This is a genomic window from Pseudocitrobacter sp. RIT415, assembly GCF_003057695.2.
In the GTDB taxonomy this organism is placed as follows: Bacteria; Pseudomonadota; Gammaproteobacteria; order Enterobacterales; family Enterobacteriaceae; genus Pseudocitrobacter; species Pseudocitrobacter faecalis.
Genome location: NZ_QBJC02000018.1, coordinates 75046 through 96760 on the forward strand (window position 1 = coordinate 75046; position 21715 = coordinate 96760).

The following is a 21715-nucleotide window of genomic DNA, read 5'->3' on the forward strand; positions in this document are numbered from 1 at the left end:
CAATGCAGTCTGAGTTATAGGACAGCGCTATAGATCGCAATCTCAGATAAATATCGCGTAACGACGAGTGGTACTGCGGATACTTCAACCTTAAGCCTTCAGCTACTTCTCTGGCCGTGGCTGGCTTACCAAGCTCTATCAGATACTGCGAAATTTCCCACGACGTAAGCCTATTGTGCTTTGCCAAATAGACACCTCGATGAGACATACAGAATGTACTAATGCACATGGGATTCTACTGGCGGTTCGCCTGTTTTTCAAACCACATGAGTCACAGATAAGAAAAAGGCGCATTAAGCGCCTTGTCAAATTGGTATGCAAAAAGATTAAGATGGATACTCACAAAGAATCTTGGAATGGACTCAGAAAGCACATCACAAAACCCCTCGATGACTATACCGATGAATATCATATTACAGACTATACTAAATATTCAACATATGGATGATTAATTAGGGATGATTTCTACGGCTTCCTGGACTTCAGCTGCTGATTGCGGGGAGCGGACGCCCCATCTAATGAAAGAATAAAAAACCGCCTTGCGGCGGTTTAAATATCAACTTAGGACGTTGCACTTGTGAAACATGCTGAAAATCAAATAACCAGACCGACATACGCCAGTCTGGCTAAACTTGCTCGGTAGAATCAGCTTAGAAGTTCCATTTCACGCCTACCATCGCTGCGCTGTCGTTATAGCCTTTGTCGCCGACCTGTACCCCTATATTGCCCCAGAGATTGAGTCGTGGACTCACCTGACCTTCCACGCCCACTTTTACCTCGGCGATATTTTTCGCTCCGTCCTGACGAACATTCACTCCATCCATGGTCGTACTGAAATCACGTGAATTGTGCAGCCAGTTCAGTTCGGCAAACGGCTGGAACTCACGCTCTTTACCGTTATCCATCTTATGATGACTCCTAATCCAGGTTTTCAGGCCCAGTCGGGTCTGCACATTACCGTTACCATCGCTGGAGATACGGGTGCCGTTACTTTCCCGATGGTCGTCGGCTTTCACACCCATCCAGATCGCCTGCGCTTGTGGTTGTACAAACCATTCGTTAAGCGTTCCCTGACTGCCGGCAAACTCTCCCACTTTTTGGGCATATCCCATTTCCAGTGAGGCGGTTACCCCTTTCGATTTATACGATTCGCCCTGCAGGTCATCGCCTTTGACATTGTTATCAAACCAGCTGTATTGAGCCCAGCTATCCAGCCAGGCGCCATTATGCGACTCATCATTGGCATACCATGTTGCATAAACGCCAGCACTGTAGCCGTTGACTGAACCTTTGGAACTATAACCCGTGCGGGATGATTGGGTGTTACTGTGGTCGTTACCATAGCCGGCCATCACGCCAAGATGCCAGCGATCAAGCCCGTTCTGACTCCATTGCGCAATATCCCCCCCCAATTGCAATACATAACGGTTGCTCTGGGTTTTCAGTTGGCCACTGCCGTCACGCCAATTGTTGTGCCCACCAACGTGGCGCATCCACATACTGGTCACTTTCTGCTCACCGGTCAGTGCATCGATATACTGTGTTTCACCCAAGCGATCGTACAAACGGGTGACGAACATGTTGTTGGCCGCCGCCAGGTTAGCCGTGTAGCTGCCGCCTTCCGGACGCAAATCTTTATCGGGATCCGGATTCGGTTTTGGATCCGGATCAGGATTCGTTTTGCCGCTGGTCAGATACCAGTTGCCGCTGTTTTCATCCTGACCGCGCCCAAGGCTGTAGTCATATGCCCCCGCCACAATACGGCCGGCCTGGGTAAACTCACCGTCCGATGCGCCATCAACATGGATAACTTCGATCCCATCAATCGTTGCGGCCCCTTTCCCACCGGCGTTAGTTACGCTGACGGAAGTTGTGCCACTGGTATCGCCTTTCACCACCAGCTTATCCGTAACGGAATTGTCATCCCCCAGCACGGTGTTCAAGGAAAGATGACCACCATTACCCGTGTAATTACCATTGACCACCAGTTGATTACCGGCCTGCTGACCATTCACACCAGTTGCGAGGGTACCGCTGTTAACCAGGTCTTTCCCAACCGTGAACAGGAGGTTGTCACCGGTCCCGGTACCCACCTGTAGCACGCCGGCGTTATTCACATTACCTGCAACGCCTCCAGTGCCTGAGAGCATCCCCTCAGCAGCAATGTTGACTTCGGTACTGGCCAGTGTGACAGGAGATGTGCCATCCCCCAGAACCAGGCCGCCCTGCTCAATATCCGTTTTCCCCGTCCAGGCGGCGTTGTCACCGACGGTAATAGAGCCGGCTCCCAGCTTAGTCACGTCGCCGCTACCATAAACGTCGTTATCAAGCTGCCAGTCGGTATTACTGTTCAGCACCAGTGAACCGCTGTTGCTCACCTCTGCGCTGCCCAGATTTTCTGCGCTGAACGCGGTAAGCCGGGAATCCACATCCACAGCAAATTGCCCCGTAAAGGTACTGTTGTTGCCCACCAGCGCGACATCGCTTTCGCTGAGTTCAACCCGTCCGGCATCGCTGATACTGTTGTAAAGCGCACCTGCCGCCTTGCTCATCGTCAGCGTTCCCGCCGCCACGATATCGCCCGTGCCAAGACCCAGTGTGGTGTTTATCAGCACGCGCGCACCTTCTGCAATGGTCGTTTTTGCCGTCAGCGTGCTGTTTTCACCGGTAATGGTTAGCGTATCGCCATTGATGTTTAGCGCACCGCTTCCGGTCAATATTCCATCGGCTGTTCCGCCCTGTTCCAGGGTCAGGCTACCGCCATTGATGTTCAGCAGTGAGTCAGCCGCCGCCGTCAGCTTACGGACCGTCTGACTATAACCGTTCATGTCAAAACCGGTATCGGCAGCAAGACGCAGTTCACTGGTCTGTCCCAGAACATTATCGTTTTTCATCAGCAGGTTGCCGCTGCGTACATCGGTGATACCGGTGTAATCGTTATCCATATTCGACAGCGATACCGTCTGGCCTCTGGCGCTGTCAAAAACCAGGTCGCCACTGCCGGTCACGCGAGCGCTGAGATCTGCGGCATTACCGGCCTTTCCGTTCGCATCCAGGACCAGTGCATTGTCTCCAGAGGCCAGCAGTTCGACCTGTGTCAGACCATAGCTAATGTACAGCCCGTCATCATTTTCCCCTCCGGTAAGGCGATAATCATAGGTACCGTTCGCAACAATCTCGCCATTTTGGCTGATGCCGGCTTCAATCCCATCGCTGATGATATTGCCATTGCTATCGGTGAGCGTCAGATTGCCTGCACCGCCGGAGACGGCAGTATCTGAGGTTGCCAGTTGAATCAGCAACTGCGCATCATCCTGTTCAAGAAGTGATAGCGTGGTATCAGTCAATGGACGATCGTTAGTAATTGTGCCGCTATCAACCTGCACGGTTCCGCGTCCGGAGAGATCCATCGCGCCAGCATGAATTGTTCCTTCGGCACTGCTCTGCCCCGGCGTCACACCGTCAAAGCTGACGGTACCGCCGTTAAACGCCAGGCCGCCGATATTCTGCTCACCGGACCCCACGTGAGTGGTGTTACCCTCACCAACATTTAATGTTGCCTGACTCAGCGCCTGGGTATTTAATCCGGCCAGCTCAAAGGTGCTGTTTGTCAGTGCCAGCGTCCCCTTGAATCCATCAGCCGCATTGTTGCTGGTAAAATCAAACGCTTTACCGCTGGCGTCAACGGCGACCGTTCCCGTTCCCGCCAGATGGCTGTTAAAGGCCAGCGCAGCGTCAGATTTCAGCGACAAGGTGCTGGTCGCATCAATGTTGTAACCCGTACCGATCGCATCGTTTTGGTTATCACCCAGCGCATAAGCAACATTATTAACGGTAAATACTGAACCCGCGGTGAGATCGATATGCTCCATGCCGGTAATAGCATCTGCACGATTGAGGGTGTACTGTGCGTTATTCAGCTGAAGTTTATCCTCGCCGTCGCCACCATTGAGGCTAGTAAACAGCGAGGTTTCTGTCTCTTTGACATTTTTCAGTACGTACAGATCGTTACCACTGCCCGTCTTGATGTCGGTTGCGGTACTGCCAGATTCCAGCGTAACGGTGTTATCACCGCTCATCAGGTTAACCTGACCAACGATGCTGGCGCCCGCCGCGTTAGTAAACGCAATGCCTGCTCCTGAGAGCATTTCTACCGCTTTTTGGGACGCATCCAGCGCTTTAATAATGCCTTTATTGATAAACGTTTCCAGGGAACCGTTATCAATATTTACCACCGAGTTGCTTGTCGATTTCGAAGTCAGCTCACCAGCCTGTTCAACATTTTTGGTCGTGCCACCAACAACCAACGCTTCACCACCGTTAGCGTCGAGCACGTTAACGCTGACGCCTGTTTTCAGATCGGTTGACGCATTGGTGACGATCCCTTTGCCCGCAGCCTGCTCAACATTGATAACCAGATCGCGGGAGTCAGACATATCCAGCGTTTGATTCGTTTCGCTGCCGTCGATATTTTCAAACAGGATCCCTGTTCCGCTCCCCGTAACGTTAATCGTTCCGGAGTTAGTTTGCGCCAGGGATGCTCCGGTATGAATACCAATGCCATTCCCCACACTGATAGTTGTATCTTTTAGCTGAATACCCGCAATATTGGCGACGTTTTCAATGGCGCTTCCTTTACCAGTACTATCCATTGTAATGGTAGCTCCATCGACCAGCAGGCCTTGCGCACCGGCGGCCAGCAAGATACCGTGCGCGTCTCCCGATGCTTTGGTTTCTCCCGAACCTGACAGACTTAATGACGCATCATTGCCAACGAGATAGGCTGCGGTACCATCCGTCGCGCTAACCGTCGCATTGTTGTTCACAATAGAATCAGCGCCTTCAATACTGACCGCCACGCCATTAACCTTGATGTCGCCGTCGTTATTCAACGTACCGCCGGAAACCATCACGCCTGTGCTGTCCGCCTGATCAAAGTCGATGTTGCCTTTATGGTTGAGAGTACCGCCGTTACGAGCGATGTAGCCGAAAGCGCCATCCGCTGTATTGCTGGTATTCAGCGTGGCGTGGCTGGTCAGTACGGAATCGCCTTTTTTGGTTGCATCGACTGTGCCATCAAGGTTGTAGTAATTGCCATCAACAATCCCGGCCGTGGTGTCTTTTCCAGAAACGTTGATCACAGCATCCGAAGAGATTTCGCCCGTGGCGCCCCCTTCAATACGGATCCCCGTCGCGCCGGTTCCCGTGACGCTGAGCGCCAGCTTGCCGGAATCAAAATGGCTGCCGGCACCGGTGGTACGAATAATGGAGGCACTTTTACCAGATGCATCCAGCCTGGCGGAACTGTCTTCGGACCCGGCAAAGCTGGCACCGCCGTCAATGCGATACAGCGTCGCGCCCTCTGTGGAGGCATCCTGAATGCTAGACGCAGCATTTTTAATAGTCGAACCCGCCCCGTAGACGTAATAGCCCGTCTGGTTAATACCGTCGGTGAAGTTAACAGTTCCGTTCTCGGTGACGTCAATTTCGCCTTTATCACGGGCATGTACGCCAATTGCCCCGTCACCGCTCAGGTTTACCGTACCGGATAATATGGCCAGAGCTTTTTCACCCTGCGCGTAAACACCATAGTTGGCATAATGGGTGATGGGGTCGAGCCCACCATTAATATTTATGGTGCCAGAACTGGTAACCTGCGCATTCGTCAGCGCCTTTACCCCGATGCTGTTCAGGCCGTTCAAATTAATAACGCCAGCATTCACCACCTTCGCCGCCTGGGTTCCCTCACGCGAGAGGATCCCGATATTAGAGGCGACGGACTCACCGGTCACGGCACCGTTAATATCAATAGTGCCTTGCTGATTGAGCGTCGCCGCACCGCCAACGTCAATTGCCGTTGCGTTCTGGACTTTGCTGCCGATAACTATTTGCGAAGTATCAGAACCGTTATAAATCCCGTTACCGTAGAGCTGAACGCCAACGGAATGCTGTTTGATAGCAATATCAGAAGTCGTATCTGTCGGAGCACGTTGCGCCAGGCGGCCAATGTAGAGCGTTCCACGATTGTTAAAGATAGTATTTTGCTGAGTCACCACACCGATGTTGGCGCCATCGCCCAGAATGCTGCTGGCTTCGTTACTTGCGGCAATATTGATCGCGCCATCGTTATTTAACGTCGCACTTCCACTCATTAACACGCCGGTATTACCGTAGTAATTCCCCCTAGCCGCCACGTTAATCACGCCCGTGGTATTATTGTTCACTACCGACTGGCCGTTGGCGAGGATTGCCGTATGTACGCCTGCAGCAACTCCTGCAGCACCGCCCTGGAAAAAGGCGGCCATCTCCGGGTTAGTGCCGGCATCAATCACGCCATTGTTCTCAACAAAGGAGGTATTTCTTGCCGCAATGACGTATGCCCCACGGTAGGTGTTTCCGGCGGTGCCGAGGGTACCGTTATTGATCAGCGTCGCGCCGTTCTCGAGGTTAACCACGGTGGCATCTGAACCTACCAACTGGACATTGGCATCGTTATCGATAGTCACGTTGCTGTTGCTGCCTTCGCCGTGAATATAGGAAACAGCATCACGGTTAACAAAGGCCCGTACTGCATCGTCAGAGGCAATAGCACCAGTATCGGCAAAAATACCGTGTAAGGAGGCGTCGCGTGCTTTATTCAGCTCAGCAGCGTACTGCTCTTCAGTGAGTTGAATTGTGCCGTCCTGAAGGGCCTTAATCAGCGCATCATTGTAGGCCTTAAACTCCGCAACGTTGGTAACGTTTTGCTCACCGATAACGCTGTTAAATGAGCCTACAAAATCAGCAGCAGTCATCCAGGCAAGCGCGTTGCTGCTATCCTTAATATTGTTATCATTATTGCCCAGCTGAACCACGGTTTTGGCCTGATAGTTAATACTACCTCCATCGGTTACGTGAAAAGCTGAGGACAGGTTTTTATTGTTTACCGAGCTTTTCAGAATAACGTTGAACTGATTTTCTGCTGCGCCCATCCAGTTACCAGTTTTCTGGCCGACGTCCACATCAAGCGAATCACCGGCACCGATCTGATAAAAATTACGATCGACATACTGGCCATCTTTGCCGACCGGCGTTGACACCACAACCCTGAAGTCTTTTGCGGCCTCGGTTTGCATATCGCTATTATCAAAAACATTCATGGTGACCGTACTGCCCGTCACCGGATCTATGTAATTAATCGATTTGGTCTGCGATCCCATGCGGAAAATATCTTTATCAACCCATTGCGCGGAATCGTTGGTAATCACCCCCTGGTCTCTTGCCTGTTCCAGAGTCATCCACTGACTTCCTGATGCCCCTTTCGTGATACCGGCAAAGCTACCAACAAGGCGTGATGAACCTGAGATAATCTCCTCGAAGGGATCCTGTGGCGTAAAGTCATGAACCTGTATATCAGCAGCGATAACTTCGGACGCGCATGCCGTAAAGATTCCCAGGACAATCGCCGAGAGCGTAAATGTTTTAAGACGCTTAGGTGAATCTGGGTTAACGAGACTACGAGATATTCGACAGTACCCTTTAGCAAGTTCTGAAACCACCACAAATGCATTCATCTGGGCATTCCAGATAACTTTAAATACTTTATTCATGTATTTTTTCTCTTAAATTCGCGCTGGAAGGAAAATTTGACCTTTTTTCGATACAACCAAATTACTTAACCCAACTTTAAGTCGATTGTTTCAATAAATGGCCCTATTTTTATGTGGGCATATTAGCATAAGAAAGATACAGAGATCGATAATGACGATCGTTTAAGCTATATTGATAGTTTTTAACAATCAGAATTGATCCACCGATCGTTTTTTACAATGAAAATGTTATCGTTTCTGATAATGGCGCCCTCAGAAGTTGACCAGAACACAGTGGTAAATGTTGCCGTGGTCAGGCACAGTCGGTTACGTTGTTGACAGGTTCCACCGTCCATCCCTTCCGCCTGATAAGCCATAATCCGCTTGTAGTCATCGCGTGGTTTTTTTCACTTCGGTGAAGTTTGCGACGTACAGAGCGTGATTTCGGGAGCCATGGTGCCGGCAAAGCCGGTGCCCGGGGGCGGTATTTGGTAATAGGGCAGCCTGACGTAAAGGTGGGCAGACCACGGAAACGCTGACACAGAGGAAATTGTTGCGTGGCTGAAACACATCAATCTGACAGGCGATTATATTGGAAAAGCAAAGAGAACCCGGATTGCGGTAAGTTTCGTCGGTTGAGACTGGCTAAAGTCGAAAGGTCAAAAAAAGCCCTTAACGTTCAATAATTTTCGATATCCAAACTACCCCTTGCTCAGGGACACACCTTTACGCGCAGCGGCTTGAGAAAGGCTGAGACGGCCATCCTGAAGCGCGGCTAAGAAGTTCATAGCTACATCGTGTTTCTCTGAGATATTCATTGTTTTCCTGCCTGGCTAATTTTGTCGCGCCGGAGGTGGAGTTGGATAACCTACCGGCAATCTATTAATACTAATTATGTGATTATTTAGTTAAAGCCTTGATGATGTTGCCTGCGACAGCTTCCCAAGTGAACCCAGCCACTTTCTCAGCGTTCGCTTTACGGTCAACCGCCTCTAACACCGTAGGCCAGTCAATTCGGGATGAAATCACTACATGGTTCACCAGTGCCAAACGGTCGGGAACGATACAATGCTCAGGAGTGAGCACCAGCGCGCCGCACATAGCGGCCTCCAGCACGGTCAGGCCGAGACTTTCAGGATGAGTGACAATAAAGATATCCGCCTGCCGCAGTTCTGCTGCAAATTCGGTTGCCGGTATGCCTTTACGGCGATACGGCTTAAGGCAAATGTTATCCGGGTCGACATCAATCAAACCATCATCTGTGAGCGTTCTGGCCATAAACGTAACCCCCAGTGCGGCCAGGTCACGTAGGTTCATCATAATGGTCAGCGAATGGTCGTACCCGGAAACGTCGAATGCAGCGTGATCAATAAAAATCCTCAGCTGGTCACCCTGTTTTTCTTCTGGGTAGAACAGGCTCTGATCTGCAGCCCATCCCACATAGCGGTTATAACGCTGGTGGCGGAACAGCCGGGATTTGTTACCCAGAAACTTCCAGGTATCGTCGCGAACGGTAAATGTCAGATCCACCGGCGCGCCATCGAGGAGAGAACCATCATAGATCTGGGTCACCGGCACACCGGCAAGGTCGCGCAGGCGAGAGCCAATTGAAAGAGGTATTCGAGTGAAGTCCCTTACACCCGGAGACAAAATAGCGTTGGCACTGCTCAGCTTGACCAGCGTTATAACGCTATCGGCATAAGCTGTAGCGTCTTCGTCGGGCGAGTAGCCACGGTGGAATGCCAGTTCGATACCAAGTGAGCGGAATGCAGAGCAAAGATGGTACATCCACATATCGCTGTAGCATTTAACTTCGTCCGGGGACTTCTTTTGCGTTCCAATAATCAGGAGCTTCAATTTGCCCCCCTGGCGCTTTCAAAGGCATTTTGCATCTGGACGTATAACTCATGCCCATCGGTATCATGATGCAATTCAGCCCATCGCTCCCAATGCTGCACCACGGCTTGCCATTCAGGACCGCAATCATTCATTTTAGAAAAATTGTTATGGAATTCAGGAACAGCCTGCAGCAACTTCAGGCAGCGGCCAAAATCATCCGGATCTATGGGGTATGCCGATTCAGGAATAGTTCCCTCCCACCAATCACCAAAAGTTCCGCCGCTGAGAACAAATGCCATATAACGGCTACTGCTGCCTGTTTCATCACTGTTTAACCACGCATTCAGGCCCATGCCCGGTACCACCGAAACATAAGCACGGCCATACTCAGCGACAATAAGATTCGCAGCCTCAATTACCTTGTTCATTCGACCATCAGCCGGTAAGCCCGGATGTTGGCGGTTCAGTTCATGACTAATAGCGGTGATCAATTTAATTTGGTTAATCTGATAGCTCTTCACAACTTCACGCTCCCCATAAAGGCCAGAAACTTATTGATGGCCGAGTTTATTAACTTGTCTCGATCATTAGCCCGTACCTTGTCCATGAACGCTTTAGCTGCTACAACGTCACACTCGCTCACGCCAATCGTGCCTTCACCGACAAACCACTCTGCATACCGTTTGCCTTCCGGAAAGTTAAAAAATACTTTATGGCGACCATTCCATTCCCGATAAACCTGTACGTTCGTGACGCCAGGGAATCTGGATAAAGTCAGCTCTTTAACTTCAGCCAGTTTCGCCGCAGCCGCCGCACGTTCTGCTTTACCTAGGGCCTCGCGCTCATGATATTTAGTCTGGCAATCCGCATCACAAAACAAACTTTCATCTTCCCAAACACGTTCTGCATTGCCTTCAGCACTAACCATCGATGCGCAGTATCTGCATTCCTGCCACCAACTGAATTCCTCCACTAACGCCTTCTGGGGAACAATGGCCTGAGCGGCGTATTTATCCGCCTCAGGCATTCTGCGACATGATGTAACCTGGCTAAACTCAACATCCAGCTCGCCTGCGCCAACCCTTCGGGCGACGACATTCGAGGAGGCAAAAACGACGCATCCATACTCATCACCCTGTACGTTATACGCGAGCAACGGTTTTTCATTTTCTTGAACGTCAGTAGTCATACTATCAACCATTAATTAGTATAATCTGTAATGATACATGCATAGTTAATAACGGTTCTAGGGTAATTTTTGTGGGAAACGACACTTTTTTCTTAGTACTTATCGCAGATCAAAGTTGTGGTTATTAGATACACAGGCGAAAAAAAACCGCGCTGGGCGCAGCTTTATCAGTTGGAATCCTCGAGCAACTGCAGTCCATTCCGGAGTTGCTCTATCGAGATACCTTGCAATAGTTCGTCCCCCAAACGCACGTAAATCATCATGGGAAATGCTTCCGGTATCGGGCGGATAAGATCTCGATTCTCTTCCTCTAAGTTCCGGGTCCCAGAAATCCCCTAACGTCTTAATGATTTCATCGTGGTCGTAGGACTTCAGGTGTAGGTTTTGCTCATCAAACTAAAAATCCTGCTTCAATAGTATTGATCAGCCATATTAAGTCATTTCATATGCATGGCCTTTGTATATTTGATTAATAACTTTAAGGTGCAAAACAATTCCTGTTGAGTCTTTAGGCCTAGTTTGTCCATAGCGCTTCTTTTATGTGTACTAATAGTCTTGACGCTACTGCCAGTATGCTGACTCCAATTACTTGGAGTAATCCCGCTGGCAATTGATTTCATTGTGGATGTCTCTCTTGGTGTTAATCTAAACTTAGGTTGAATGCTGACTAATGGGGTATCCTCAGAATATACAAATTTTTCTAATTTCTTTAAAATATCATTAACACTCATTGTCATGTCTATGGTCTCACCTTTTTTAACTTCAGTGTAGAACATCATCTCCCAGCCGATGTTAAATCTCTTCGGGGTGATATAAACAACCGCCCCGTCAAAATCTGCAGCCGTAAGCTCTGCTGAATATGTAGTATCGATAAATACCAATCGTTTAGTTTTGGTTTCTGGCAATGAACTTTCGACTAAAAATGACAGCCCTAAATGTAGATACAGATTATCAGAAATGATACGCATAGCAGCACTCGTTCGTAGTATGTTTTTCATGCATCTTAAAAGTACTAGCCCACCTCGTGAGGACCCTATAAGTTATATCAACCATGTTAATGCGCGAAATAATCACTGACACTGCATGTTAAATCCGTCGATTAACAATCAAGTTCGATGCGTATAAGAAACAAAAAATAATAATAATGCAAACCAATATCGCCAAAACATTCAATTGATTATTATCAGCAAAAAACTCATTAATTGTATAACCATATGATTTTAAAGAAATAAACAAAAAAACAACATCAATATGAGAAATTTAGTTACTTACGGACAGTAACACCTTATGATACTGATTTTGAAGTAAAAAAAACAAAACCATGAATAAAGTAATACTAAATATTTCGCATCTTATTCGTATACCCACCAACAATCCTAAACCAACAACAGAATTACAGCTATAACGAGCTGCCACTAAGGGATATAAGCGCCCACTTCATCAGTGCTGAGCAGGAATAGATTATTATTTTATTAACAAAAATAATTGTTTTTGATCATAGGAATAAGCGGTAATTTTCCCAGAAAGATCTTAAATCTTGTATTCTGATTATTTCAAAGTTTGAAAATAAAAATACATAACGATAATATGCTTACAACTAGTACATGACTAAAAATCCGCAAGATGCAATGTAGTTATGGATTGAACTTAGAAGTCATTAACAAATGATGAGCAGTACTGACCAGAACGCCCTGTGTGAACAATGACATTTTTGGACGTTTTTTCCCCTAAGGCGCCATCCGCAGCACATCGCAGGCCAGTTGCCCGGTCATATGCGGCGACATCGACCAGCCAATGACGGCGCAGGCTGGCAGCAATAACTTTAATGTTGTATTCCGGCAGTTCCTCAGCAAGCCGGGGCGTACCATAACGCTGTGTTGCTTTAGTGAATGCCTCACTGACAACGTTATCACTACCGGGCCGGAACTGCTGGAGTGGACCTGAATTATGGAGACACACGCACCAGACATGCCAGCCCGAAACAAACGGCATATGGCTTTGACGCTGAACGTAGTCCGGTAATTTTCGATAAAGATATACTTCATTTCAGGCGCTTCACCAAGTATGTTGCGGCCTATTGGAGAATTATGTATCGGCGGCAATATCAAATAAAACAGTTAGTTAATCACTATTAAAAACATTAGCAGGCTAATTTGTATGACAAATATTTGCATTAGGATGTTTTTTTTAGTTCCATATGTTCACAGAATACATCTGATAGCGAATACCATCTTTGCGGTACATGAACCATACTGCCACTGTTGTGCTCAATGGTTTTACGATGTTCAGATAGCGTCGCTTCCCCCTAGGCCAATATAATCAGCCTCTGAAGGATTAATCTAAATATGAATCTTATTTATAATATAGTGTGGAACCATTCCCTCATGGCATGGACCGTAGTTTCCGAGTTTGGAAAAGGAAAAACCAAAAGTTCTTCCCCGAAAGCTAAAACAAGATCCATAGTACGCACCACCTCTGCAGTACTTGTTGCTATGGCCAGCAATGCCTATGCAATTGATATCAATGGTTATACAGATTTTAACTCATCCACAACTATCACTGACGGTATGCAGTGGAACACAACGGCAACCGTTCAAGTAGACGCAGGTGCTGATGTTACGGTTTCCAACCCATCTGGTAACACAACTTTGAATATGGCCCCGGCTGGTGGGGGAAATACTTCTTTATGGATAAATGGCGGTTCATTAACCGCTAGCGATAATGGCAGCCTACAGATGGGGAATAATAGTCTGTTACAAATAGGCGGTGCTCAGGTTGGGGGGTTGACCAGTGAACAGTCTGGTGGCTCAGCAGGAACGTTATCTGTCGGTGATTTAACAACTGCTACTGCTGCTACTGACGCCACAATCTGGATGTTTGGTTCTGCAACTTCTACAGCAAAACTGAATGCAAATAGTATTGATCTGGAAGCTGATAAAAACGATTTGTTCATTGATAAACCTAGTAATTCAGAGCTTGGTGCTGACATTAATGTCGTCAATGATATGACTGTCATTAACAAGACTGGGGGTAGCTTCCTTTTAGCAGGAAATTCGAGCCTTAATGTTGGAGGTAATCTTTATCTCGACACTACCAATGGTTCGTTTCTAGTTAGTAATGACAGTAGCACACGAGGTATTAATGTTGGTGGTGATCTAACATTAACAAATAATGTTAAATTATCTTCTGACATTAACTCCGTTAGTACTTCCGCAGGGATTTATTCCGCTGTTGTAAATGTCGCAGGTGATATCAATGTGATCGGTAAAAATGTTGGAAACACCGGGTTGCAAATCATCAATGCTGGAGGTTCCGGAGTAACTACTCTTGGTGATTTTAATATTTCATCAACAGTTAGTGGTAACACCACTGATGTTATCTTCGGCCATGCTGCTAAAGTAACCAGTGAGAAAGATATCAATCTTAGCAGTGTGAATGGTAGTGCCGTAAACCTTTATATTGGTGATTCAAAATATGGGGCTCCAACAGATATATCTGCTAAAAGCATCACTATGTCAGGTGATGGTGATAATAAAGTCATTTTCAATAATAATAAACCAACTAAAATTGGTGAAGATGGTTATATATTTGATGTGGCAATTGATGGCGCAGGAAGCGTCGAGCAGCAGTCAGGACACACAACATTAAGTGCCGCGTCAAACTACAATGGCGGCACGGTCATCAATGGAGGCCTGCTTTCGATTTCGGACAGCAAGGCATTGGGAAGTGGGGGTGTGGTAGTAAATACTGACCCTGGTGATATAACTAAAGGTTTAGATATTGCCTATACTGATGGTTCTGATTTCACCAATACTCTGAGTGGTAGTGGCGACACAACCGTTTCAGGGGATGCGAAAATCGTCAGTGACAACAGCATCTACGCCGGTAACTGGAATGTTGTTGGTGTAGCAACATCAGCTCAGAATGCGACTAATAGCCATGACAATTTTGGCAGTGGGAGTATAAACATTGCCGAAAATGGTTCTTTAATTGCAGACACAGATGATTCATTTTTATTTGATAATAAGCTTACTGGCAATGGTCAGCTAACTGCAAAAAATAACGGCAACGATTTTAATTTTTCATCTACCGTTGGCAATGAATTCGCAGGCGACGTTCTCCTCGAAACGAATAAATTTGAACTAGATGGCGTTAATACAACCACCTTAGAAAATGCCACGCTGCATATCGGAAATGAAAACACAACAACTATAGGTAGTGGTACCCAAAACATCGGTGGATTAGCGTTTAATGGTGGGACACTCGTTTTCGGGGATATTTCACCAGGAACTACTACAAGTGACAATTTCATAGAGACGAGTAAGAACTTAGACTTAACTGGCAAAGGGTCTATTCAAATTACTGATAGCGGTAGTTTTGACAACATACCTCATGCTCCAGATGGCACGCGTCCTCTACTCCAACAGGATGATGCCGGGGTTATGGTTAAGCTGGCAGACAGCACAGGAACCATCACAGGTAGCGGCGGTGACCTTAACCTAATAGATCAAAATGGTAATGCAATATCTGATGCTATTGTAAACAATATTACTCAAAGCGGAGAGACCGTTGCCCAGGGCACCTATGATTATCGTCTTACAAGCGGTGATGATAGCGACGGCCTATATATAAATTATGGTCTAACCAAAGTTGAGCTGTTGGCACAGGGAGATAATGCTTTAACACTAACGGCAGACGGTAATACTGGCAATGCAGCAGACCTCAGTGCTCAAGTAGTCGGTAATGGTGATCTCAGAATAGATACAGACACTGATGTTTCATTGTCCAACAGCGGGAACAGCTACACCGGCGCCACATGGGTAACCGCTGGCGGGCTAAAAATGGGAAACAATGATGTACTGGGCAACACTCGTTTGCTTAATCTGGCTGGCGGAACACATCTGGATATGAATGGTTACAGCCAGACATTGCAGAATCTGATCACTGAGTCAGGCAGTACACTTGATTTTAACAAAGGGGCTCTGACAGTAAACAATGGGCAGGTTGACGGTGCGATGATTGGTGCAGGCAGTCTTAACGTTACTGGGGGCACCCTTACCATAAGTAGCGATAACTCAGATATGTCTGCTGATACTACTATAGCTTCTGATGGTGTAGTTAGAATGCTTGCTAATCAAGCTATCGGTACAGGAAAAGTAAATAACCAGGGAACATTATACCTTGGACAAAATGATGCCGTTTCAGGGGCATCAGTCGCCGCAACATTGCCATCTCAATACCAGGTTGGTGAATTGACCAATAGCGGTACGGTTGTTATTGGACATAACGACGCAAACAATAATCCTGTTGCTGGTACCACTTTAACTGTGAATGGAAATTACATCGGTGACAATGGTCATTTACAGTTCAATACCACACTAGGTAACGATAGCTCTGTAACTGACAAGCTTGTTATCACAGGTGATACTTCAGGAAACACTTTTGTCAGCGTAACGAATGCCGGTGGTGCTGGTGATTACACACTGAATGGTATTGAGCTTATCGATATTAGCGGCAAATCTGATGGTATTTTTACACAGTCTGGTCGTATAGTCGCTGGAGCTTATGACTATTCTCTGGTTCGAGGGACCGGAAGCAATAGTAACAACTGGTATTTAACAAACACAAAACCTGTTGACCCTATTGACCCTGTTGACCCTGTTGACCCTGTTGACCCTGTTGACCCTGTTGACCCTGTTGACCCCGTTGACCCTGTTAACCCTGTTAACCCAAATGTTCGCCCTGAAGGCGGGAGTTACATCGAAAACCTTGCCGCAGCAAATAGACTATTTAACACAACCCTCCATGACCGTCTCGGTGAAACCCAATACGTAGATGCTCTGACAGGTGAAAAAAAGGTCACCAGCCTGTGGTTACGACAAGTAGGTAGCCATAATAACTGGCGTGATGGTAGTGGCCAATTAAAAACCCAGAGCAATAGTTATGTTGCACAATTGGGCGGAGATATAGCTCAGTGGTCTTCAGATGGTCTTGACCGTGGTCATCTTGGCCTGATGGCTGGTTATGGCAATAACCACAATAATACCCATTCCTCAGTGACTGATTATAGTTCGAAGGGTTCCATCAATGGTTATAGCGCAGGTATCTACGGTACATGGTTTGCAAATGATGCTGATAAAGCGGGCTTGTATGTTGATAGCTGGCTCCAGTACAGCTGGTTTAAAAACCACGTGAACGGACAGGAAATTGCTGGAGAATCTTACAAATCTAAAGGGTTCACTGCTTCATTAGAAAGTGGTTACACCTTCAAGATGGGTGAGTTTTCGGGTAGCCATGGAACTCTGAACCAATGGTTTATTCAACCTCAAGCACAAGCAACCTGGATGGGTGTGAAAGCAGACGACCACCGAGAGGCGAACGGCACACGAGTTAGTAGCGACGGAGACGGAAATGTTCAAACACGCCTTGGCTTAAGAACTTATCTCAAGAGCCACAATGCTATAGATGAAGGCAAAGGACGAGAGTTTGAACCATTTATTGAGGCGAATTGGCTGCATAATACACGTAGCTTTAGTGCAACAATGGACGGAGAACGAATCAGCCAAGCAGGTGCTCGTAATATTGGTGAGGTTAAAGTGGGCATTGAAGGACAAATTAACCCACGTGTCAATTTATGGGGTAATGTCGGTACCCAGGTAGGTGATAAAGGGTATAGCGATACCAGTGCCACACTGGGTGTTAAATATAATTTCTAGTCGGATAGTAACCGGGGACAAGTTCCCCGGTTTTTTAAAGAAATCCTCAAGACTTAAAGTCAACGTTGGTAATGATTAAGGAAACAAAGTCCACCAAAGGTGTGGATAGAGGTTCGCAGCGCGCCCTTCCAGTATTTCTTTTCTTTCACGATGGTTATCGTTATCAAGCTGCAAAACCTTCTGCGACTCAAGCCGTGACTCGGCAAGGTCAAGCACCTAATTGTACAAATCGACGTCATTACCGGCGACATCTGCATTCTCCTGCGCCAGTATCATGAGACTATCGATGCCGTTCTGAATGTCACGAGTCGACATGTCATCGCCCTTCACATGTTTCATTGCATAGTCGAGCTGGGTGATACTGCTGGTGACCCCCTGTTCAATTAACTCAATCAGATCAGGGGATTCCTCTTACTTAACTTCAGTATTAACGGTCATGGAATTTCTTATTTAGCTAGTTTTTTCTGCTTCTTTTACAGTCATGTGCCCAAGATAGGATGCAGCCAGCAGCGGAGTATTCGGAGGAAGATTCTCCTGGTGAGCTGCAATGGCGATCCCCATGGGCGATAGGTTGCGTTTTTTGCTCTGGTAAATGATGGACTGCAGGCCTTTCCCTGTATCAAAACAGATTGACCAGAAATGGTAACGGCGCTGGAATAAACTAATCATAGGTATCCTGTCGACATAATCACCACACTCAGACCATACTAATTTTAATGAAACAATACAGATAAATTAGTATGGTTTGTATTGTTAATTACTCATTTTCCTGATTTGTGATCTGGTTTTTTAAGATGAGGGGGATGAGTAGTACTGGAAGCTCGGCAACCAGGCCTCGCAAGAATCGTATGGGCGAGGCTGACCATGGAAGACAACTACACTTGCTGACGCGGGGAGAATGCCGTTACCGCGAGAGTAGCGCTCAGTCGCCCACTTATTTTCACCGAGCTTTGCAATATCGGCTTTATAGCTGACGAACAGCTCCGGATGAATGCTCTGCCAGCGGCGACAATCGCCTATTACACTGCGAATGAAGCCTTGATCCCCCCACTTCGAGGTAACTGTACATTCTGCAGTATGTCGCATCGGGTCTTTCCAGAACGTATTCCAGATCTGCGCCTTCGTGTTATTGGGGATGTACATGATAGAGCTCATCAGGTACTGGGGATGGTAGAAATCCGTCAGCATGACCATCGTTTTACCGGTGATCTTCAGCAATTTGCTGATACTTCCGACTATCACAGTATCGAGGTCGAAGTAGAGTAAATCATCCTCAACATCCGGACGGAACAGATCAATCTTGGCCCACCAGCCTTGCATGCCACGATAAGAATGGCTGAGCGGAATGCAGGTCACCCGATCCATGACAAACGGCGTATCGGTAAAGCAAATAATTTTGTAGCCGGTCGGCAGCTGCGCCACCAACGTTTTCACATGGTCTATGCAGTAATCACCACCGGAACGCAGTACCAGCGCTATCGTTAAGCGTTTTTTAGCCATTGTTTTAAGCTCATTTGAGGGATTGAATTCAGCTTCCCACAGGAGACGACATTGACCTGAGGAAGCGCAGAACGGAATAAGAGCGGAAGATGAGAAAGATTGTTTGGTAGCCCGCCACTATGCACGCGAGGCTCTTGTGTGGCGTCTACACCGACCAGAGCAACATTCTTAAAGCCAAGATGGTACGCCAGGCCAAGAGCGCCCCAGGCGGAATTACCGTTATGGATCTTGGTTTCGTCTTCTGAGAGCGTTAATTTCGCGGACCAGCGCCATAACCACCATTCAGGGCTTCCTTTAACAGGTGGCTCAACCCCCTGCTCTCCTACCCGTTCAAACGGATACACATGATTAATATCTGGCGCACCGGCGGTGCAGTAATTCACATTACGGCGGCGGATACGTAAACGACGAATGTTGTCGCAGGAAGGATCGAGAGTGAAAAAGTAGGATGCGCGGGATAGCCAGTCGATAGCGCCATTTACGGCAATGATTGGCACGCCGCGTGGCGGAACAAAACCAGCCGCTGAGGGGCCGGAAGCCACAATGATCACCCGATCACCGCTTCGAGGCTTTTTATTGGGAAGCATGTAAGTTCAGTTCTCCGGGAACAGTTAATTATGTCGATATGCGATAGCTCGTTGCGCACACCGTCGAATTCGCGATGCCACTTCTGGACACTGGTTTCTGTGGGATTACGTAAATGCCTTGTATGTCGGCCATGGAAATGAATGCCCTCTCGGATAGAACAGTCATAGCCCAGGAGATAGATATGTTTTGCCCCTAAGCTGGCGGCAAACTGGATGGCCATAGAACCAGAGTTAAACTCAACTTCAGGTGTCCCTATGCGCTGATATTCAACGCCATAAAGAACACTGGCTGACCGGGAAGCGGTGCAGCGTCTGATACCTGCAGGGACTGCGCCCCCGTATCGCCGCCACCAATCTTCATCCCCAGCAAACAACGCATACGGCTGTCGAAACATGCTGTATGCGTTATTAACTGCAATAACCGGGTAACCCAGGCCTTCTATCTCTTCACAATCCACTTTCTTCAATGATGGTCCCGAAGCAACACAAAAGACTTCATCAAACAACATGAGGCTCCGTGCGGATCAGGAGGATTGTGTTTCACCACCAGCATCGATAGAGACATTACCAGCGGAAATCTCAATGTGAGTCGGCGTTTTAAACTGAACAGGTAAATCAGAAACAACGCTGACACGACCATCACCGAAAATGGTGACGCGACTGCCAACCGTTTCGACCTGCAGCGCTTCACGTTTAGGTACACGAACTTTGATTACTTCAACTTGTTCTGGGATTTCAGAAACTGTATCTGTGGTCATTAGAGCCTCATTAGCAATGTTAAAGGTGCGGTTTATCACCGCACCGGATAGGTTAATGAGGAGAATTAAAGCATAAGTTACATTTTAAAAATACTAATTATGAGCTTAGTTTTATATATCAGTAATAGACTGACCTGCTTCGAGCAGCCAATACCTGAGGGTCAATTTCACCATCATTTCCCAGCCTATAACGATCTCCGCGCAGTAGCCCTGCTCACGCAACCGGCGCTGCCACTCCAGCTGTTCTGGTGAGGGTTTGCCCTTCCCATACTTAAGCTCAAGCCTTAGTCCATGGTAAATCCCGCGAGCGGCATCGAGCGTGGCGTCCGGATAACCCTTTTTCTGGCCTTCGGCCTTCATGTCGAAACCCACTTTATCTGAGCGCGCGCCGCCGTTTGGCGTGGCATGCAGCAGATCGTAAATTTCTCGATGTTTACGGTGCATGAAATCGAAATAGCGCACCTGGTCCCAGTGTTCGTAATTGCTCTTTAGCAATTCTGGTTTGTTCGCCAGCTGCGTCAGCGCCTTAGCGTGAACAGAAGGAGCCAGATCCATTTCTAACCGGGCGATAACTTTGGCCATCTTGCCTTTAGGGGCTTCGGTGACATCAGGAATATCATCAGAGCGCCTTTTACCCGTCTTCTTCAATCGGCCATTTTTATCTCGACCAGTGGACTTCAGCCAGTCCTCATCAAATCGAAGCATACAATCCACCTATGTTTAGTTTTCTTAAGACCAATAAATACAGAATATACTAAACAAAACCAGGAGGTGCATATAAAAATCTACTTCGTACTTTTTTTGTGTAGTTATTCTTGATATTTTGCTAATAGTGTATGATGGGGTATAAAAGCACAGCTTCTCACGGATATAATAATGAAAAAAAAACCTTATTCAGTACCACGCAGCCTTGATAATAATTCCAAAGAAGAACAGGAAGTGGAACAAATTGCAATTCCGGACAAATTTTTAAAACATTTAAATGCTACAGGATTATTGGGTAATTTAAGCCAGCAGTATGAACTGAATCAACAAAATCTTGGGAAATTAATATCCAAGCAGACAGAAGAATGGAATAATCATCAAATTAATAATCAACAAAAACTCCGTAAAGAATTACAGAAGGACTCAGACATTGGCGACACGATGCGCAAAAAAATGGCTGAATTGCAGAAATCACTCGGCGCTAGCAGCGAGATAAGCAAGCTATCGGAAAAATTTCAAAAAAAATATGACATTAGCAGTCAGTTACTAAAGCAAGCGGATGAATTCCAGAGAAAGTTTGGTGTTGGCAATCAGCTGCTTAAACAATCGGAGGATTTGCAGAAAAAGTATGGCATCGGCAGTCAACTGCTTAAACAAGCGGAGGATTTGCAGAAAAAGTATGGCATTGGCAGTCAGCTGCTTAAACAATCTGAAGATTTGCAGAAAAAGTATGGCATCGGCAGTCAGCTGCTTAAACAATCTGAAGATTTGCAGAAAAAGTATGGCATTGGCAGTCAGCTGCTTAAACAATCTGAAGATTTGCAGAAAAAGTATGGCATCGGCAGTCAGCTGC

13 protein-coding genes and 1 pseudogene are annotated in these 21715 nt (G+C 47.1%); 2 read left to right on the forward strand and 12 right to left on the reverse strand.

The window, feature by feature from the left end:
* Positions 1–650 precede the first annotated feature (650 nt).
* The 6 genes and pseudogenes from DBY68_RS17035 to DBY68_RS23140 all read right to left on the reverse strand — a co-directional run.
* Positions 651–7589 carry an autotransporter outer membrane beta-barrel domain-containing protein gene (locus tag DBY68_RS17035; RefSeq protein WP_108476723.1) on the reverse strand — a complete coding sequence of 2313 codons (6939 nt, stop codon included), beginning with the start codon at positions 7587–7589 and terminating at the stop codon, positions 651–653.
* 879 nt (positions 7590–8468) lie between these two features.
* Positions 8469–9425, reverse strand: coding sequence for a hypothetical protein (locus tag DBY68_RS17040; RefSeq protein WP_108476724.1), 957 nt, complete (start codon positions 9423–9425; stop codon positions 8469–8471).
* The gene (locus DBY68_RS17045; RefSeq protein WP_108476725.1) at positions 9422–9928 is read right to left on the reverse strand and encodes a hypothetical protein; all 507 of its coding nucleotides are present in this window, start codon (positions 9926–9928) and stop codon (positions 9422–9424) included. Before DBY68_RS17045 ends, DBY68_RS17040 begins: the two co-directional genes overlap by 4 nt.
* A complete protein-coding gene (locus DBY68_RS17050) occupies positions 9925–10596 on the reverse strand; it encodes a hypothetical protein (protein WP_108476726.1) in 672 nt (223 codons plus the stop codon). Before DBY68_RS17050 ends, DBY68_RS17045 begins: the two co-directional genes overlap by 4 nt.
* A 437-nt stretch (positions 10597–11033) precedes the next feature.
* Positions 11034–11564, reverse strand: a complete 531-nt coding sequence (locus DBY68_RS17055) for a LuxR C-terminal-related transcriptional regulator (RefSeq protein ID WP_158529124.1) — start codon at positions 11562–11564, stop codon at positions 11034–11036.
* Positions 11565–12264: 700 nt separating this feature from the next.
* Positions 12265–12671, reverse strand: a pseudogene (locus tag DBY68_RS23140) (IS3 family transposase); the annotation flags it as partial.
* Between the two features lie 270 nt (positions 12672–12941).
* Between DBY68_RS23140 and DBY68_RS17060 the strand changes: the two are divergent.
* Entirely contained in the window at positions 12942–17312 is a 4371-nt protein-coding gene (locus DBY68_RS17060) for an autotransporter outer membrane beta-barrel domain-containing protein (RefSeq protein WP_255415260.1), read from the forward strand.
* A gap of 450 nt (positions 17313–17762) precedes the next feature.
* Here the strand turns inward: DBY68_RS17060 and DBY68_RS17065 are convergent, their stop codons facing one another.
* The 6 genes from DBY68_RS17065 to DBY68_RS17085 form a co-directional block, all read right to left on the reverse strand.
* Entirely contained in the window at positions 17763–17981 is a 219-nt protein-coding gene (locus tag DBY68_RS17065; RefSeq protein WP_108476728.1) for a hypothetical protein, read from the reverse strand.
* Positions 17982–18101: 120 nt separating this feature from the next.
* Entirely contained in the window at positions 18102–18812 is a 711-nt protein-coding gene (locus DBY68_RS17070) for a phosphohydrolase (protein WP_108476729.1), read from the reverse strand.
* Positions 18794–19399, reverse strand: coding sequence for a hypothetical protein (locus DBY68_RS17075; protein WP_108476730.1), 606 nt, complete (start codon positions 19397–19399; stop codon positions 18794–18796). Before DBY68_RS17075 ends, DBY68_RS17070 begins: the two co-directional genes overlap by 19 nt.
* Entirely contained in the window at positions 19360–19908 is a 549-nt protein-coding gene (locus DBY68_RS22805; protein ID WP_146745475.1) for a hypothetical protein, read from the reverse strand. The genes DBY68_RS17075 and DBY68_RS22805 overlap by 40 nt, the downstream gene beginning before the upstream one ends.
* A 15-nt stretch (positions 19909–19923) precedes the next feature.
* Positions 19924–20157, reverse strand: coding sequence for a hypothetical protein (locus DBY68_RS17080; protein ID WP_108476731.1), 234 nt, complete (start codon positions 20155–20157; stop codon positions 19924–19926).
* Positions 20158–20268: 111 nt separating this feature from the next.
* On the reverse strand, positions 20269–20739 hold the full coding sequence (locus tag DBY68_RS17085) for a VRR-NUC domain-containing protein (protein WP_233503905.1): 471 nt from the start codon (positions 20737–20739) through the stop codon (positions 20269–20271).
* A 294-nt stretch (positions 20740–21033) separates the two neighbouring features.
* On the opposite strand from DBY68_RS17085, the gene DBY68_RS17090 reads away from it, so the two are divergent.
* A partial coding sequence (locus DBY68_RS17090) for a hypothetical protein (RefSeq protein ID WP_146745476.1) occupies positions 21034–21715 on the forward strand: 682 nt, incomplete at its 3' end.

What these genes read in the sequence shown, in the direction of transcription:
- DBY68_RS17035 (WP_108476723.1), bottom strand. Translation starts at nt 7,589, where the DNA reads ATGAATAAAGTATTTAAAGTTATCTGGAATGCCCAGATGAATGCATTT.
- DBY68_RS17050 (WP_108476726.1), bottom strand. Translation starts at nt 10,596, where the DNA reads ATGACTACTGACGTTCAAGAAAATGAAAAACCGTTGCTCGCGTATAAC.
- DBY68_RS17055 (WP_158529124.1), bottom strand. Translation starts at nt 11,564, where the DNA reads ATGCGTATCATTTCTGATAATCTGTATCTACATTTAGGGCTGTCATTT.
- DBY68_RS17060 (WP_255415260.1), top strand. Translation starts at nt 12,942, where the DNA reads ATGAATCTTATTTATAATATAGTGTGGAACCATTCCCTCATGGCATGG.
- DBY68_RS17065 (WP_108476728.1), bottom strand. Translation starts at nt 17,981, where the DNA reads ATGATTAGTTTATTCCAGCGCCGTTACCATTTCTGGTCAATCTGTTTT.
- DBY68_RS17070 (WP_108476729.1), bottom strand. Translation starts at nt 18,812, where the DNA reads ATGGCTAAAAAACGCTTAACGATAGCGCTGGTACTGCGTTCCGGTGGT.
- DBY68_RS17075 (WP_108476730.1), bottom strand. Translation starts at nt 19,399, where the DNA reads ATGCTTCCCAATAAAAAGCCTCGAAGCGGTGATCGGGTGATCATTGTG.
- DBY68_RS22805 (WP_146745475.1), bottom strand. Translation starts at nt 19,908, where the DNA reads ATGTTGTTTGATGAAGTCTTTTGTGTTGCTTCGGGACCATCATTGAAG.
- DBY68_RS17080 (WP_108476731.1), bottom strand. Translation starts at nt 20,157, where the DNA reads ATGACCACAGATACAGTTTCTGAAATCCCAGAACAAGTTGAAGTAATC.
- DBY68_RS17085 (WP_233503905.1), bottom strand. Translation starts at nt 20,739, where the DNA reads ATGGCCAAAGTTATCGCCCGGTTAGAAATGGATCTGGCTCCTTCTGTT.